Raw genomic sequence first — 15,467 nt, 5'->3', positions numbered from 1 at the left:
GCAAAGTTCCAGACACCTTCCGCTGGGGCAGCTGAGTCAGCGGCTGTCACGCATCTGCTTTTGCTTGAGCTCCCAGCGCTCCTGCGCATCCAGGCAGAGCGTAGCGATCGGCCGTGCTTCCAGGCGCGCCAGACCGATCTCCTCGCCGGTCTCCTCGCAGTACCCGTAAGAGCCGTCTTCGACCCGACCCAGCGCCTGGTCGATCTTTCCCAGCAGCTTGCGATAGCGGTCGCGGGTGCGCAACTCGAGGCTGTTTTCCGTCTCCCGGCTGGCCCGTTCGGCCTCATCCCCGACGTCGCGGACTTCTCCGCGCAGATTGTTGATGGTCTCCTGAGATTCCTCGATCAGTTCGCTTCGCCATTTCAGCAGCATCTGACGAAAGTATTCCAGGTGTTCCGGGGACATATACTCCTCATCCTCGGACGGCTTGTACCCCTTGGGCAGTTTTACACTGTTATTGGACATGGAGATCAGTTTGCCTCGCGCCTGTTGAAACAGCAAACCTGCAATTATATAGGTTAAACACCGAGACGACACAACCCGTATGCAACGCTTTCTGCTGGCCCTGATTCGCGCCTACCGCTATGTCCTTTCACCCTGGATTGGCGGACAGTGCCGTTTCACACCCACCTGCTCAGTGTACGCTCGGCAGGCCATCGAGCTGTACGGCGCGGGCCGCGGCAGCTGGCTGGCGTTCAAACGCATTCTGCGCTGCCACCCGCTATGCGCCGGAGGCCACGATCCGGTGCCCGGCACCGACCCCGAGCCCGACCATCCTGCCGGTACCGACGAGACAGGCAACCCGTCCTCGCGTTCGTAAACTCGGGGATAAGCTCACCCTCAAAGCAACACGACAAGGCTCACGCCAGCAAACGCCAGGCTTACTCCGGCAAGCTTGCGCCGGGTCAACGGTTCGCCCAGCACCAGCCAGGCCAAAAGAACGATAAAGGCAGAAGCGGTTTCGTTGAGGACCGAGGCGATGGAAGCCTGGGTCAGCTTGTAGCCGGCCAGCCACAGCATCATGGAGACATAGCTGCCCATCACACTGGCAAAAATGATGGTTGGCCAGGGCTGGGAGGCACGGAAATGAATGCCCATCCGCTGCCAGCCGCGGCCGACGTGCACATAGACCAGCATTCCCGCCACACCGGCAGCCAGTCGAACGCCCATCGTCCATAGAAATTCGTGCGTTTCCAGGATGGGCTTGACCATGACAATGCCCAGCGCCATCAGCAGAACACTCCCGGCGCCGAACGCAACGCCCAGGCGAAGCGCCCGAAGGCTGATCTCCTGGCGATTTCGATGCCAGGTCACCAGCAATACGCCGGCCAGAACGACGATAAAGCCCAGATACTGTAGCGGGCGCAGGGATTCGGCCAGAAAAAGAACCGAAAAAAGCACCACAAAGGGCGAGAACAGCATCGCAACCACGCCGGTGCGACTGGCCCCCATCAGGTTGAGCGCGCGCAGGTACCAGGTATCGGCGATGGCGATTCCGACCAGCCCCGACAACAGGACGATGCCCCACTCCGGCAGGCTGTAGCCGGGCAGCGCGGGACCATGAAAAATCAGGATGGTGGGCACCATCAGGGCACTCGCCAGCAGGTTTTTGAACAGGTTGAGCTCGAAGGCCGGCAAGGTTTCCCCCGAGCGCCGGAACAACACCACCGCCAGCGCCCAGCAGGCCGCGCAGGCGACCGAAAAGAACTCACCCACGCGCCACAAGCATCCGGTAGGGGCCCAACATCATGCCGGCAATGGCGACCTTGACCGCGTAATCGCCGCTCGCCAGGGTGACCCAGGGCAAGTCAGTGCCATAGAAAGCCAGCGCGAAAAACAGCGCCGTATCCACCAGGGACCCCAGCACGCTCGAAATCAGTGGCGCTCGCCACCACGAGTGCTCACGAAGACGGTTGAAAATCGCGACATCCATCAGCTGCGACACCAGAAAAGCCGTGCCCGAAGCCAGCGCGATCCGTGGGCTGGCCAGCCAGACCGACAAAATCACTGCGAGCACGAAGCCGACATAGACCACGCGGCGCGCAAGCTCCGACCCGTACCAGCGATTGGTCAGATCGGTGACGAAATAAGAGATCGGGTAGGTCAGCGCGCCCCAGGTCAGCCACTCGTTGACCGGAAACTGCACCAGATAATTCGCGCTGGCCACGATCGCCACCATGGCCGCGGTCAGCAGCGTCAATCCGCCCTGCTGGTTCATGTTTTCATTGCATGTGCCATCTCGGTGGTGCGACAGTGTAAGCCGCCCCGGGGCCGAAAAAGTTCAGGTATGCTTCCGGCGTGGTGTCGCTCATCTGGCAGACGGGTTATCGGCAAAAATGATGCTGTGGTTTATTGCGCTGCTTCTGCTCGGGCTGGCCGTCCTGTTCTGGCGGCTGTGGCCCAGGCCGCTGGGGCGTTTCTTCCAGTGGGCCGAGCGACGGCGGGCAGGTCTTGGCAGCCGCCACATTGATCACGACGGGATTGAGTGGCACTACCTCGAGGGCGGCTGCGGCGAGCCGCTGGTGCTGCTCCACGGATTCAACGCCGACGCCGACCATTTTTGTCGAGTTTCTGCCAGGCTGCGGGCGCATTTTCGCATTCTAGCCCCGGATCTGCCCGGCTTTGGCGACACCCGAATCGAAGACCTTCCCAGCTTCCGCATCGAGGAGCTTGCCCGGCGCATTCTCGGCTGGCTGGATGCGCTTGGCGTGCACCATTTCTATCTTGGCGGCAACTCCATGGGTGGCTACCTGGCCGTGGCGATGGCCAGACAGGCGCCGGAACGCGTCCGTGCGCTGTGGCTGCTGGCGCCGGGCGGCCTGCACACCGCCCAGCTGTCGCCGGTCTTCGAGGAGGTTGCTGAGGAGCGCCATAACCCGCTGGTGGTTCGCGATCCGGCCGACTTTCGGCGCCTGATGGACTATTGTTTCGTCCGCCCCCCCTGGATCCCCGCACCGCTGTTGCGTTTCCTGGCCCTGCGGGCAATGGCCCACGCCGTGCGCGCCCAGCGCATTTTCGACGCCATGCGCTACGACTCGCGACCACTGGAAGAACTGGCCCGCGATCTGCCGATACCGGCTCTGATCACCTGGGGCCAGGCCGATCAGGTGCTGCATCCCTCGGGCGCGGCCTTGCTGGCCGAGTTGATGCCGACAACGCAAGTGCTGGTTCTGGACAAGGTCGGCCACTTGCCCATGCTGGAGGCGCCAAAGATCACCGCGGAAGCCTGGCTGGGTTTTGTCGAGGCAATCGCACGCACCCATCGCGGCGTCTGACGGGTTCGCACGTCTCGCCTCAAAGATCCTTCCCCAGCGTCGCATCAAACCCCGGCCGCCAGCCGGGGGCCGCCAGCTTCTCAAGTGAACGCGCCAGCCGCCGGCGCATCTTTGTGCCATCGACTTGGGCGGCCCGTAGACATGCCCGATCCAGGTCGAGCAGATGCCAGCGTCCCTGCGCATCCAGCAGCAGATTACGTGCATTCAGATCCGGATGCCATAAGCCGGCGGCAAAGAAATCGTCCAGGGTCCCGGCCAGTTCGCGCCACTGCGTGAGCGAAAGCGCCTCGGCCAGCCCCGCCAGCTCCCTGGCCTCCGGAATCAGACGGGTCAGCAGTCCCGCGCGATAGAACAGGCCCTGGCGCTTGGCGCTGGCAGCGACGGGCGCGGGCACCGGCAGCCCGCGTTCCCGAAGCCGCTGAAGCAGGCGAAACTCGCGAAAGGATCGGGTCTGATCAACACCCTGCCAAACGTAGCGGTCGCTGGAAAAACGGGCGACCAGCCCACCTCTTTGAAACCGGCGCAGCACCAGCTCGCCAATCGGTGCATCGAGCAGCAGAGCCTGTCCGCGACCTCCCAGCTGCTGACGAACCGCCCCGCGCCGCTGCCACCAGGCCGGATCGAACCAATCGATGTCCACCGGCTCCGACACATCGGCATCGACTAGAATGCAGGTCCCTGCTCGCGTTTCCAGGACTCGTTCCAAGAGCTGTACTCCTCATGCCATCGGCCAAACCGACCTCCGTTTGCCTGCTGCGCCTCTCCGCCCTGGGCGATGTCTGCAATACCGTGCCCTTGGTCCGAACCCTGCAGCAAGCCTGGCCCGAAGCGCGCCTGACCTGGATTATCGGCCGGGCCGAACATCGCCTGGTCCAATCACTGCCGGGCGTGGAATTCATTGTATTCAACAAGAAGGCGGGGCTTGCTGCCTGGTCGCATGTTCGTCGCCAGCTGCAGGGGCGCCGCTTCGACATTCTGCTCCATGCTCAGGTTTCGGCGCGCGCCAACCTGCTGTCCCTGCTGGTTCGTGCCCGCCGCCGAATCGGCTTCGACCGTCAGCGCTCGCGCGAAGGGCACGGGCTGGTCATCAATGAGCGCATCAACGAATCACCTTTCCAGCATCAGGCCGTGGCGTTACGCTCCTTCGCCGAACATCTCGGACTGTCTACGGACGCTGCGGAACGGACCCTGCCGGTCACCGATGCCGGCCGGGCTTTCGCCCTTCGGTACCAGCCCGAAGCGGACCAGGCGGTGCTGATCAGCCCGGCTTCCAGCCATCCGGGGCGCAACTGGCACGCGACCGGCTATGCCCGGGTCGCCGACTGGATCGTCCAACAGGCCGGACGACCGGTCATTCTGGTCGGCGGTCCCAGCGTAACCGAGCGCGATCTGGGCGAGCAGATCCTCCGGGAAACGAAAGCACCGGTACTCAACCTCATCGGCCAGGACACGCTGGATCAGGCGCTGGCGATGATGGAGCGCGCTGCCTGCGTGATCTCGCCCGACGCCGGACCGGCCCACTTCGCCGCGGCCATGGGCACGCCAGTCGTCGGCCTGTACGCCGCGACCTGGTCGCGCCGCTCCGGACCGCTGGGCAGCCTGGAGCACTGCGTGGACCGCTATCCCGAAGCCGCGCGGAAATTTACCGGAAAGCCGCCGGAGGCACTGCGCTGGGGACGCCGGCTGGAGTACCCAAGGGTCATGGACCTGATCCGCGCTGAAGATGTCGTCGTCCGCCTTCAGCCGCTGTTAATGGCTCAATAGATCCCTGATCGCCTGCGAATGCTTTAGCTCGGCAACCCCATGCTCCGTCTTTCCGTTACAGGAAACATTCGAGGTTCGACTCGGTTCCAGATTCTTCGGACTCACGACGCACCGTCACGTTAGCCGTGGCTGTGGCGCCAAACGGATCGCGCACGGTATAGCGGAACAAATTGAAGCCATTGCAGCTGGCGCTGATGGAAAACGAAATCGTCCCGTCATCGTTAATCGTGGTCTCCGCCCCCGCAGAAGTGACCCGGACGACGTCAATGATCTCGAGCGGGTCGCCATCCGGATCGGAATCGTTGGCCAGCACATCCACTGTAATCGGCACGCCCGGCGGGCCTGACGCAGCATCGGGCTGCGCCACCGGCGCCTGGTTGGCAAAGGCCACGCTGACCACCACTTGCGCGGTTGCCTGGCCACCGCGACCATCGTCAACGGTGAAGTTGAACGTATCCTCGCCAAAGAAAAGCTGGTCCGGTTGGTATCGCAGCAACTCTCCCGACTGAACCACTGACCCATTGGCCGGCTGGTCGAAATCCGATATTTGCAAACGGTCACCATCCGGATCACTGGCACTGGCCAGCACGTCGATATCCACCACCTGAGTGCGCTGCGTGCTCGCGCTGACATCATTGGCTTGTGGGGACTGATTAGCGCTTCTGACCGTCACCGTTACGGTCGCCGTCGCCTGGCCGCCGAAGCCGTCATCAACCGTATAAGTAAACTCGTCTGTACCGGAAAATTCCGGCGCCGGCGTATACAAAACCGCATCGCCGCTGATGACGGCCTCGCCGTTGGCCGGGCTGCTTACGTCCACAACCGTCAGCGTATCTCCGTCCGGATCACTGTCGTTGTCCAGCACGTCAAGCCGGTTGTCGCTGGAATCCTGCTCGACGCTGAAGGATATGTCGTTGGCTTCAGGCACCAGATTGGCGCGATCGACGGATACCGTAACGGTCGCCATCGCCTGGCCACCGAGGCCGTCGTCGATCGTATAGCTGAATTGGTCAGTGCCGAAAAAATCCTCGGCCGGCGTGTAGAGGACCGCATCACCGCTGATCACGGCTTCGCCGTTGCCTGGGCTGGTCACGTCTACAATCGTCAACGCGTCTCCATCCGGATCGCTGTCGTTGGCCAGCACGTCAAGCCGGTTGTCTGTCGAGTCCTGCTCAACGCTAAACGAACTGTCGCTTGCCTGCGGCGGCTGATTGTCCAGTACCACCTCGCCCTCGGTGATCGTATCGGTCACTTCCTCAAAGCGATAGGTATCGACCTCGCGCTTGTGCTGGACCGGGTTGCGCAGCGCGCGTCGGATCCACGGGGCCTCCACGGGTACTTCGACCTGTCGCATCTCGGTAATCGGGCCCTCCGGGCTCACCTGGACGCGTTCAGTGCGCGACTGCTCGGTCACGAAAGCGATCTCGACCCGGCGATTGCGGCTGCGGTTCTCTTCGCTGTCGTTGGGGTACCGGGGCTCGCTCTCGCCGCGCCCTTCCCAGGTAATTTCATCGGCTTCGATGCCGGCCGAGCGCAGGTAATCAACGACAGACTGCGCCCGCCGCTCACTCAAGCGCTGGTTGTATGCCGCGGGTCCCAGGTCACAGGTATGGCCGACCACCTGGATGCGACCGACCAAGCGCCCTTCCCGGATCGCCCCCAGCAATTCCGACAAGGTCTCGCGCGCGCCCGAACGCAGCTCAGCGCTGTCGAGTCCAAACGTGGCCTGGTCGGACAGCGTGACCTCGGTGGCCACCGCCCGCTCTTCAAAACGCGGCTCGGGCATCACTTCGACCGCCTGCTCGCGGAAAACCCGAACCGGGCGGTGGTTGCCGCCAAAGCTATAGCTGTAAACCAGCGAGGCGCGCAGATCGTTGCGATCCTCGACCAGGTCGCCGCGCTTGACCGCCCAGCCCGTGCGCAGCGACAGGCCGTGCGGTGTGCCGGCAAAAAACCGATCGGCGGTAAACGATGCGGTCAGCTGTGTATTGCCGAAATCGCCGTTTTCGTAATCGAGTCCGCCGCGCAGCCGCAGCAGGCGATCGTCGTAGTAGCGTCCCGCCCGCAGGCCGACGCCCCAGTCGAACGGCTTTTCGAACAGCTCGGTCACCCGCTCCAGCTGGTCGATCCGGGTAAAGCCGCGACCGTCCAGCTCGCCGCGCACCGTGATTTCGCTTAAGTCCACGGCGCGGTTGACCAGGCGCTCGTCGGTCAGGGCCCGCATACCGTAAAGACTCATGAACCAGTCCTCGTACTCATAGCCTGCGCCCAGGGTGAGCTTGCGGTCATCGTGCTGGTTCTGATCGGCGGCGACAAACAGTTTGGCTACGCGGCCGTCAGTGTAAACCGGCCCGTCGGGACCCAACTCGGAGCTGCCCCCGAACAACCAGTGATAGTTGAGTTTCAGCCCGCCGGCACTTTTTCGCCCCAGCCAGCCCTCGCCGATCAGGGCCGAGCTTGGAGACTCGGTCAAGGCCGCCGTGAACTCGCCGATGAAGTCGAATTCGGTGTCGATACCCACGCCCACTCGGTAGCGATCGCCGGCAAAGGTCAGGGTCGGCGACTGATTCATCGCCCGCGCTTGATCCTCAGGCTGAGCGTCGACCTGCGCAGCCAAATTGCCGGAAACGGCCACCATGGCCGCCAGTAAAAGCTTTTTCATGTCGCGATTGTCCCCTTAGCAGGCAGTATTCGGTGATGGCTGACAGTATAGCAGCTAGGGTTTTACGGCATTTCCAATGGCGACAAAGCGCCCGCAGTTCAGCGATAATCGCTGTAGGACTTTTCTTCGACGATCTTCGAGCCCAGCTCCTGATTGATGGCTTTTTTGATGGCTGCGCGCTTATCGTTGGTCACGTAGACCGAGCGGGCCAGTTCGATAAAGCGCTCGCCGAAGCGCCGGTCGCGTTCTTCGTCGCGAATGGCGTCTTCGATATCCCAGAGTTGCTCGTTGACCGCTTTGAGTTCGGCGCGCAGGCGAACGGTCTCGGCATTTTCAAGATTCGACTCGCGCCAGACCGCCTCGAGCAGTTGCTTTTCATGGGCGACGTTGGCGCGCTTCTCGGCGTCTTCGATGCGCTCGACCTTGATATCGAGGATGGTGAGCTTGTCGAGCAGCTCACCGGGGGACACGGGGGTCATCAGTTGCACGGTTGTTGCCTCCTAAAAAATTCAGACAGGGCCGCACGAGCCAGTCGACCATGCAGCAATGCCGATCCGGTAAAGCAAAAAAGCCGCCGGGAACCCAGGCGGCTTTTTCGAACGAGTGCTGCCACGGCAGCAGCCAACGATGTCAGTCCTTGTTCTCGTTGAGGGCCTTCATGCTCAGACGAATGCGGCCCTGCTTGTCGACTTCCAGCACCTTGACCTTGACCTTGTCGCCTTCGGCCAGCTCGTCGGTCACGTTCTCGACCCGCTCGTCGGAAATCTGGGAGATGTGAACCAGACCATCCTTGCCGGGCAGAATGGTCACGAAGGCGCCGAAGTTCATGATCTTGGTGACCGTGCCTTCGTAAATCGTCCCCACCTCGACATCGGCGGTGATCTGCTCGATACGCTTGCGCGCATCGTCGGCCGCGGCCTGGTTGACCGAGGCAATGGTCACCGTGCCGTCGTCCTGGATATCGATGGTCGTGCCCGTCTCCTCGGTGATGGCGCGGATGGTCGAGCCGCCCTTGCCGATCACGTCGCGAATCTTGTCCGGGTGGACCTTCATGGTGAACAGACGCGGGGCGTACTGACTCATCTCCGAACGCGGGGTCTTGATGACCTCGTTCATCTGCGACAGGATGTGGCGACGGGCGTCGGTGGCCTGCTGCAGCGCCACACGCATGATTTCCTCGGTGATGCCGTCGATCTTGATATCCATCTGCAGCGCCGTGACGCCGTCTTCGGAGCCGGCAACTTTGAAGTCCATGTCACCGAGGTGATCTTCATCGCCCAGAATGTCGGTCAGCACCGCAAAGCGGTCACCGTCCTTGATCAGGCCCATGGCGATGCCGGCCACCGGCGCCTTGATCGGCACGCCGGCATCCATCAGCGCCAGCGAGCCGCCGCAGACGGTGGCCATGGAGCTCGAGCCGTTCGACTCGGTGATCTCCGAGACCAGCCGCAACACGTAGGGGAAATCCTCGCCGGTGGGCACCACGGCCATCAGGGCACGCTTGGCCAGCCGGCCGTGGCCGATCTCGCGGCGCTTGGGCCCGAGCATGAAGCTGGTCTCACCGACGCAGAAGGGCGGGAAGTTGTAGTGCAGCATGAACTGTTCTTTAGACTCGCCTTCCGGCGCATCGATTACCTGCGCATCGCGGCCCGTCCCCAGCGTGGCCACCACCATGGCCTGGGTCTCGCCGCGGGTGAACAGGGCTGAGCCATGGGTGCGCGGAAACACGCTGAGCTGCATGTCCAGCGGGCGCACGGTGGTCAGATCGCGGCCGTCGATGCGCGGGTTGCCGGACAGGATGCGATCGCGAACCTGATTTTTCTCCAGCTTGCTGAAGGCCTGCTTGACCTCGTCGACCTCCGGTTCGCCTTCCGCTCCCTCCGGGCACAGCGCATCGACGACTTTCTGGCGCACGGCACCGATCGCCTCGCGGCGAGCCATCTTGTCGGTGATGGCGTAGGCCTCGGCAAGCTCGGCGCTGGCCAGCTCGGCGACCTTCTCGGCCAGGCCTTCCGGCTTGGCCGGCGGCTGCCAGTCCCACTTCGGCTTGCCGGCCTCGGCAGCCAGTTCCTCGATCGCCTGGATGGCGACCTGCATCTGTTCATGACCGAAGGTGACCGCGCCCAGCATCTCGTCCTCGGTCAGCAGGTCGGCTTCGGACTCGACCATCAATACGGCTTTGGAGGTCCCGGCAACCACCAGGTCCAGGCGCGATTCGTTGAGCTGCGTCTGGGTGGGGTTGATCACGTATTCGCCGTTGACGAAACCGACGCGGGCCGCCCCGATGGGTCCATCGAAAGGCAGACCGGCCAGGGTGACGGCCGCCGACGCGCCGATCAGCGACGGGATGTCGGCATCGACTTCGGGGTTGGACGACATCACCGTGGCGATGACCTGGGTCTCGTTCATGAAACCGTCGGCAAACAGCGGCCGCAGCGGGCGATCGATCAGCCGTGAGGTCAGGGTTTCCTTTTCGGTCGGACGTCCCTCGCGCTTGAAGAAGCCGCCGGGAATCCGGCCCGCGGCATAGAATTTTTCCTGGTAGTTGCAGGTCAGGGGAAAGAATGCCTGGCCCGGCTTGACTTCCTTGCGCGCTACGGCGGTGACCAGCACGACGGTGTCGGCCATGGTGACCAGCACCGCGCCGTCGGCCTGACGGGCTACGTGGCCGGTTTCCAGGGTCACGTCGTGCTCGCCGAATTTGAACGTCTTGGTAAACTTTTTCACTACTTCATCTCCACTTGTCGCAATGCAAAACACCCCGGAACAGCCATGAAAGCCGCCGGGGTGTTCAATTCCAGTCGGAAAGCCTTGAGGTCTTAACGACGCAGGCCCAGACGCTCGATCAGATCACGGTAGCGCTGGACGTCTTTCTTCTTGACGTAGTCGAGCAGCGACCGACGCTGGTTGACGAGCTTGAGCAGGCCTCTGCGCGAGTGGTGATCCTTCTTGTGCTCTGCGAAATGGCCCTGCAGCTCCTGGATGCGCGCGGTCAGCAAGGCGACCTGCACCTCCGGAGACCCGGTATCGCCCTCGGACAACTGGTGTTCCTGTACAACCTGCTGCTTTTGTTCTGCCGTCAGTGACATCTGTACTCATTCTCCAAAAAGTCGGTGGGCGACCAGGCTTTTTCAGAAAACCCCCTTGAATTAGTCTGTCCGGTATCGATCACCGAACCGCCATCAAGCCGGGCTTTGTGCAAAAGCCGTCCGTCGCCGCAATCAGTCAAGCCCGTCATTGTAACCGCTCGAAAGCGCCGGTGACAAGAAAAACGACCGCCTCCACGGTCCGGGCCGCTGTCGAAACCTTCACATTGGCCTGATGTCCTGATCGATTAGGCTTGCAACGCGTGGTTCGGCCAACGCCACGAAAACCAAGGACTGATAACAAGCGTGACTCACCCACCCGACACCCGGAAAAACCCGCGCGGCAGAATGATCCAGACCGCGCTCATCTGTGCCGCCCTGATTGCTGGCGGTGCGGCGCTGATTTTCGTGACCTTCAGCACCGAACCGACCGCCGAACGCGATGGCGCCGTCCGCCAGTCGGCCTCGCTGGTCGACGTCACCCAGGGCGAGTTCGGCAGCTTCCGCCCCGTGATCGCGGCCATGGGTACGGTTCGGCCGGCGCGCGAGATTGCCTTGAGCGCCAGGATCGAGGGCCAGGTCCTCGAGTTGCACGAGTCTTTCGTGCCGGGCGGGTTTGTCGACGCCGGCGAGGTGCTGGTAGCGATCGACGAGGCCGATTACGAGGTCGCCCTGCAGCGCAGCCGCACCAACCTGGAGCAGGCCCTGGCCAGCCTGCAAATCGAGCAGGCTGAGCGCTCCGCGGCAGCGGCCGATTATCAGCGCTTGAATCGCGAGCTGCCGCCGGACCGGCGCGCCCTGGTGCTGCGCGAGCCGCAGGGTCGGGCCGCCCGCGCCCGCGTGGAGGCGGCCCGGGCCGACGTCGAGCAGGCCGAGCTGAACCTGAGCCGCACCCGCGTCGAGGCGCCGTTCGATGCCCACGTGCTCAGCCGCGACATCAACCTCGGCTCGCAGGTCGGGACCGGCGCGGCGCTGGGCCGACTGGTCGGCCTGGACACCTTCTGGATCGAGGCCACTGTCCCGGTCTCGCGCCTGCCATGGCTGGCGATCCCCGATGGCGATGAGCAAGGATCGAGCGCCGTGATCCGCAATCGCACCGCCTGGCCGGCCGATGCGGTGCGCGAAGGCGAGGTTTTTCGCCTGATCGGCGAACTGGAAGGCGCCACCCGCCTGGCGCGCATCCTGATTGCGGTCGATGATCCGCTGGCGCGCCAAGGCGATCCGGCCCGGCCGCGCCTGATGCTGGGCGAGTACGTGGAGGCGAGAATCGACGGCCGCGAGATGGCCGATGTGGTGCGCCTGGAGCGTGAGTACGTGCGCGCCGACGACACCGTCTGGCTGATGGTCGACGGGCGGCTGGCGATCCGCCCGGTCTCCATCGTTTTTCAGGACGAGCGCTACGCCTACATCGACGAAGGCCTGGCCGCCGAAGATTTGGTGGTCACCACGCGTCTGGCCACGGTACGCGAAGGGCTACGGCTGAGAATCGACGAGAAGGACGACGCCGGTCCGGACGGCCCGTCATGAGCAACTCGCCGACCGGCAGCGGACCCGGCGTCCGTGGCCCGATCGCCTGGATGGCGCGCAACCCGATCGCGGCCAACCTGGCGATGATTATTCTGCTGGCCGGCGGCGTGTGGACGGCGATCACGATGCAAAAGGAAGTCCAGCCGCGCTACGAGCTGGACTTCGTCGACGTCAGCGTGTCCTACCCCGGCGCGGCACCGGAAGAGGTCGAGCAAGGCATTCTGCTGCCGGTCGAAGAAGCCGTGCGCGGGGTCCAGGGCATCCAGGAGCTCACCTCAACCGCCCGCGAGGGCTCGGGCTCGATCAACCTGGAGCTGGTCGCCGGCGTCAACCGCATGCGGGTCTACCAGGACGTCGACCAGGCCGTCTCCCAGATCCGCACCTTTCCGGTCGACACGGAAGAACCGAGGGTGCGGCTGCGCTCGTGGCAGCGCGACGTCATGGAAATCGGCCTGTACGGCGATATCGATATCTGGTCGCTGCGCCAGCTGGCCGAGCGCGTGCGCGACCAGTTGCTCAACCAGCCCAACATCACCCAGGTCGAGCTCAACCGGGTCCCGGCCTACATCACCCACGTCGAGATCCCGCAGGACGTGTTGCGCGAGTACGGCATGACGCTGGCCGAGGTCGCCAACCTGATCGAGCGCTCCAGCCGCGACGTGCCGGCCGGCGCCATCGACACCAGCCGCGGCGAAATCCTGCTGCGGATGAAAGAACGCCGCGAGTGGGCGCGCGAGATGGACGAGATCATTATCGCCAGCTCCGCCACCGGTGCGCCGCTGCGCCTGGGCGACATCGCCGAGGTGCGCGACGGGTTCGAGGAGGTCGGCTTTCACGCCCAGTTCAACCGCCAGCCCTCGATCGAGCTCGAGATCTTCCGGGTCGGCACCCAGTCGCCGCTGCAGGTGGCCGACGCCGTTCAGACGGTGCTCGATGATCTGGCGTCCAGCCTGCCCGAGGGCGTGAGCTGGCGCATCGATTCCAACCGCGCCGAGGAGTTCGCCGACCGGCTCAACCTGCTGCTCAAAAACGGCGCCCTGGCCATCGTCATCATTGTGCTCATCCTGGCGCTGTTTCTGGAGGCGCGCCTGGCCTTCTGGATCATGATGGGCATGGCGATCTCTTTTGTAGGGGCGATCAACCTGCTGCCGGCGCTGGGGGTAAGCATCAACATGATCTCGATGTTCGGCTTCCTGGTCGCGCTGGGCATCGTCGTGGACGACGCAATCGTGATCGGCGAAAACGTCTACGAGCACCGCGAGCGCGGCTTGAGCATGATCGATGCCGCCATCGTCGGGGCCAGCGAGATGGCCTGGCCGGTCACCTTCAGCATCCTGACCAACATCGTCGCCTTCCTGCCGCTGCTGTTCATTCCCGGCATCATGGGCCAGTACTGGTCGCCGATGCCGGTGGTGGTCATCACCGTGCTGGCGCTGTCGCTGCTCGAGGCCCTGTTCATCCTGCCCTCGCACCTGGCCCATATCCGCGAACGCTCGCACGCCGCCGTCGGCGAGACCCTGCACGGCGTCCAGCGCCGGTTTTCGCGCGGTTTTTCGAACTGGGTCGATACCCGCTACAAGCCCTTCCTGGAGCGCTGCGTGCGCCAGCGCTACGTCACCCTGACCAGCGCGGTCGTTCTGCTGGCAGTCACCGGCGGCTACGCCATGAGCGACCACATCGGCATGATCATGATGCCGCAGCAGCCGGCCGACGAGATCGAGGCCGGCGTCCGGCTGCCGGTGGGCACGACCCGCGACGTCAGCGCCGAAATGGCCGCGCGGATCACCGAGGCCACCTACCAGATGTTCGAGGACAACGATCTCCACGAGGCGGCCGAAGGCATCAAGACCAACGTCTGGGGCCGGCGCTTCATCGATGTCGAAATCGTCCTGCTGCCGCCGGCCGAGCGCGACATCACCACCCAGGAGGTGATCGAGCTGTGGCGCGACCAGATCGGCGACATCAAGGGCGTCGACCAGATCACCTTCGAGGCCGAGCGCGGACCGGGCAGCTGGCGCGACGACATCAGCATCGACTTGAGCCACTCCGATATCACGGTGCTCGAAAGAGCCGCGACCGCACTGGTCGAGCGGCTCGAGGAATTTGCCGACACCCGCGACGTCAACGACAACTACGACCGCGGCAAGGCCCAGCTGGACTTCACCCTGCTGCCCGAGGGCCAGGCTCTGGGGTTGACCCCGGTCGAGGTCGGCCGCCAGCTGCGCGGCGCGTTTTTCGGCGACATCGCGATGCGCTATCTGCGCGGCACCAACGAAATCGAGGTCCGGGTGCGGCTGCCGGAGAAAGAGCGCGACGACATCCAGACCCTGGAGACTTTCATGCTGCGGACCTCGAACGGCGTCGAAGTGCCGCTGGCCGATGTCGCCCGCATCGAGACCGGCCAGGCGTTTACCTCCATCAACCGCAGAGACGGCCGGCGCATCATCAACGTGGGCACCGACGTCGAGCCCAAGACCGCCGTCACCCGCGTACTCGCAGCCGTCAACGATGACGTCCTGCCCCAGCTGCGCGCCGACTTCCCCGGCATCACCTGGACCTTCGAGGGCAGCCAGGCAGAACTGCGCGAGTCCACCGCCGCCCTGTGGGGCGGCTTCGGGCTGGCCCTGTTCGCCGTCTATGCGCTGCTCGCGATCGCCTTTGGCAGCTACATCCAGCCGCTGATCGTGATGCTGGCCATCCCCTTCGGCATCGTCGGCGGCATCCTCGGCCACATTCTGCTCGGCTACGACCTGTCGCTGGTCAGCATGCTCGGGGTGGTGGCGGTGTCGGGCGTGGTCATCAACGGCGCCCTGATCATGGTCCACTACGCCAACCGCCAGCGCGCCGGAATGTCGGCCGAAGACGCCATCATCAAGGCCGGCGCACGCCGCTTCAGGCCCATCATGCTGACCACCATCACCACCTTCGGCGGGCTGGCCCCGATCATCCTGGAGACCTCGATCCAGGCCGCCGCCCTCATCCCGATGGCGATCTCGCTGGGCTTCGGCATCCTGTTTGCCACCACCATCATGCTGGTGGTGGTGCCGTGCTTTTACATGATGATCGAGGATATCCAGGGGCTTATGCAGCGGCGGCGGGCGGCGCTGGCCTGAGTCGTGGCCTGACCGCGCGCCGACCAGGCGGGAGGCTACA

Annotated in this window: 13 protein-coding genes; 5 read left to right on the top strand and 8 right to left on the bottom strand. The window is 64.0% G+C overall.

The window, feature by feature from the left end; translation table 11 throughout:
• Positions 1-36: 36 nt before the first annotated feature.
• Complete coding sequence (gene dksA / locus G3I74_RS12945; RefSeq protein ID WP_164212022.1) at positions 37-465, bottom strand: RNA polymerase-binding protein DksA; 429 nt, start codon at positions 463-465, stop codon at positions 37-39.
• A 79-nt stretch (positions 466-544) separates the two neighbouring features.
• Here dksA and yidD point away from each other — a divergent pair, with 79 nt between their 5' ends.
• Positions 545-820: a membrane protein insertion efficiency factor YidD gene (gene yidD, locus G3I74_RS12940; RefSeq protein WP_164212021.1), complete on the top strand. Its 276-nt coding sequence runs from the start codon at positions 545-547 to the stop codon at positions 818-820.
• Positions 821-840: 20 nt separating this feature from the next.
• On the opposite strand, the gene G3I74_RS12935 is transcribed toward yidD, so the two are convergent.
• Positions 841-1,716: an EamA family transporter gene (locus tag G3I74_RS12935; RefSeq protein WP_203594737.1), complete on the bottom strand. Its 876-nt coding sequence runs from the start codon at positions 1,714-1,716 to the stop codon at positions 841-843.
• A complete protein-coding gene (locus G3I74_RS12930) occupies positions 1,709-2,218 on the bottom strand; it encodes a queuosine precursor transporter (RefSeq protein WP_164212019.1) in 510 nt (169 codons plus the stop codon). The genes G3I74_RS12935 and G3I74_RS12930 overlap by 8 nt, the downstream gene beginning before the upstream one ends.
• A 121-nt stretch (positions 2,219-2,339) precedes the next feature.
• On the opposite strand from G3I74_RS12930, the gene G3I74_RS12925 reads away from it, so the two are divergent.
• Complete coding sequence (locus G3I74_RS12925; RefSeq protein WP_164212018.1) at positions 2,340-3,275, top strand: alpha/beta fold hydrolase; 936 nt, start codon at positions 2,340-2,342, stop codon at positions 3,273-3,275.
• A gap of 19 nt (positions 3,276-3,294) precedes the next feature.
• On the opposite strand, the gene G3I74_RS12920 is transcribed toward G3I74_RS12925, so the two are convergent.
• Positions 3,295-3,981, bottom strand: coding sequence for a 3-deoxy-D-manno-octulosonic acid kinase (locus G3I74_RS12920; RefSeq protein ID WP_164212017.1), 687 nt, complete (start codon positions 3,979-3,981; stop codon positions 3,295-3,297).
• 14 nt (positions 3,982-3,995) lie between these two features.
• Here G3I74_RS12920 and G3I74_RS12915 point away from each other — a divergent pair, with 14 nt between their 5' ends.
• Positions 3,996-5,039, top strand: coding sequence for a glycosyltransferase family 9 protein (locus tag G3I74_RS12915; protein ID WP_164212016.1), 1,044 nt, complete (start codon positions 3,996-3,998; stop codon positions 5,037-5,039).
• A gap of 55 nt (positions 5,040-5,094) precedes the next feature.
• On the opposite strand, the gene G3I74_RS12910 is transcribed toward G3I74_RS12915, so the two are convergent.
• From G3I74_RS12910 to rpsO, 4 genes are all read right to left on the bottom strand, one after another.
• On the bottom strand, positions 5,095-7,701 hold the full coding sequence (locus tag G3I74_RS12910) for an OmpA family protein (RefSeq protein WP_164212015.1): 2,607 nt from the start codon (positions 7,699-7,701) through the stop codon (positions 5,095-5,097).
• A 98-nt stretch (positions 7,702-7,799) separates the two neighbouring features.
• Positions 7,800-8,180: a DUF6165 family protein gene (locus G3I74_RS12905; RefSeq protein WP_164212152.1), complete on the bottom strand. Its 381-nt coding sequence runs from the start codon at positions 8,178-8,180 to the stop codon at positions 7,800-7,802.
• Between the two features lie 151 nt (positions 8,181-8,331).
• Positions 8,332-10,428, bottom strand: a complete 2,097-nt coding sequence (gene pnp, locus G3I74_RS12900; protein ID WP_164212014.1) for a polyribonucleotide nucleotidyltransferase — start codon at positions 10,426-10,428, stop codon at positions 8,332-8,334.
• 92 nt (positions 10,429-10,520) lie between these two features.
• Positions 10,521-10,790, bottom strand: coding sequence for a 30S ribosomal protein S15 (gene rpsO / locus G3I74_RS12895; RefSeq protein ID WP_164212013.1), 270 nt, complete (start codon positions 10,788-10,790; stop codon positions 10,521-10,523).
• A gap of 303 nt (positions 10,791-11,093) precedes the next feature.
• On the opposite strand from rpsO, the gene G3I74_RS12890 reads away from it, so the two are divergent.
• Positions 11,094-12,314: an efflux RND transporter periplasmic adaptor subunit gene (locus G3I74_RS12890; protein ID WP_203594736.1), complete on the top strand. Its 1,221-nt coding sequence runs from the start codon at positions 11,094-11,096 to the stop codon at positions 12,312-12,314.
• Positions 12,311-15,427 carry an efflux RND transporter permease subunit gene (locus G3I74_RS12885; RefSeq protein WP_164212011.1) on the top strand — a complete coding sequence of 1,039 codons (3,117 nt, stop codon included), beginning with the start codon at positions 12,311-12,313 and terminating at the stop codon, positions 15,425-15,427. The genes G3I74_RS12890 and G3I74_RS12885 overlap by 4 nt, the downstream gene beginning before the upstream one ends.
• The last annotated feature ends 40 nt before the right edge of the window (positions 15,428-15,467 follow it).

Source organism: Wenzhouxiangella limi (assembly GCF_010499265.1).
GTDB lineage: Bacteria > Pseudomonadota > Gammaproteobacteria > Xanthomonadales > Wenzhouxiangellaceae > Wenzhouxiangella > Wenzhouxiangella limi.
This window is presented reverse-complemented; position numbering and strand designations above follow the sequence as displayed.

Coding starts and splice junctions, on each gene's coding strand:
- G3I74_RS12930 (WP_164212019.1), bottom strand. CDS start 2,218: ATGAACCAGCAGGGCGGATTGACGCTGCTGACCGCGGCCATGGTGGCG.
- G3I74_RS12905 (WP_164212152.1), bottom strand. CDS start 8,180: ATGACCCCCGTGTCCCCCGGTGAGCTGCTCGACAAGCTCACCATCCTC.
- yidD (WP_164212021.1), top strand. CDS start 545: ATGCAACGCTTTCTGCTGGCCCTGATTCGCGCCTACCGCTATGTCCTT.
- G3I74_RS12915 (WP_164212016.1), top strand. CDS start 3,996: ATGCCATCGGCCAAACCGACCTCCGTTTGCCTGCTGCGCCTCTCCGCC.
- G3I74_RS12885 (WP_164212011.1), top strand. CDS start 12,311: ATGAGCAACTCGCCGACCGGCAGCGGACCCGGCGTCCGTGGCCCGATC.
- G3I74_RS12910 (WP_164212015.1), bottom strand. CDS start 7,701: ATGAAAAAGCTTTTACTGGCGGCCATGGTGGCCGTTTCCGGCAATTTG.
- G3I74_RS12925 (WP_164212018.1), top strand. CDS start 2,340: ATGCTGTGGTTTATTGCGCTGCTTCTGCTCGGGCTGGCCGTCCTGTTC.
- rpsO (WP_164212013.1), bottom strand. CDS start 10,790: ATGTCACTGACGGCAGAACAAAAGCAGCAGGTTGTACAGGAACACCAG.
- dksA (WP_164212022.1), bottom strand. CDS start 465: ATGTCCAATAACAGTGTAAAACTGCCCAAGGGGTACAAGCCGTCCGAG.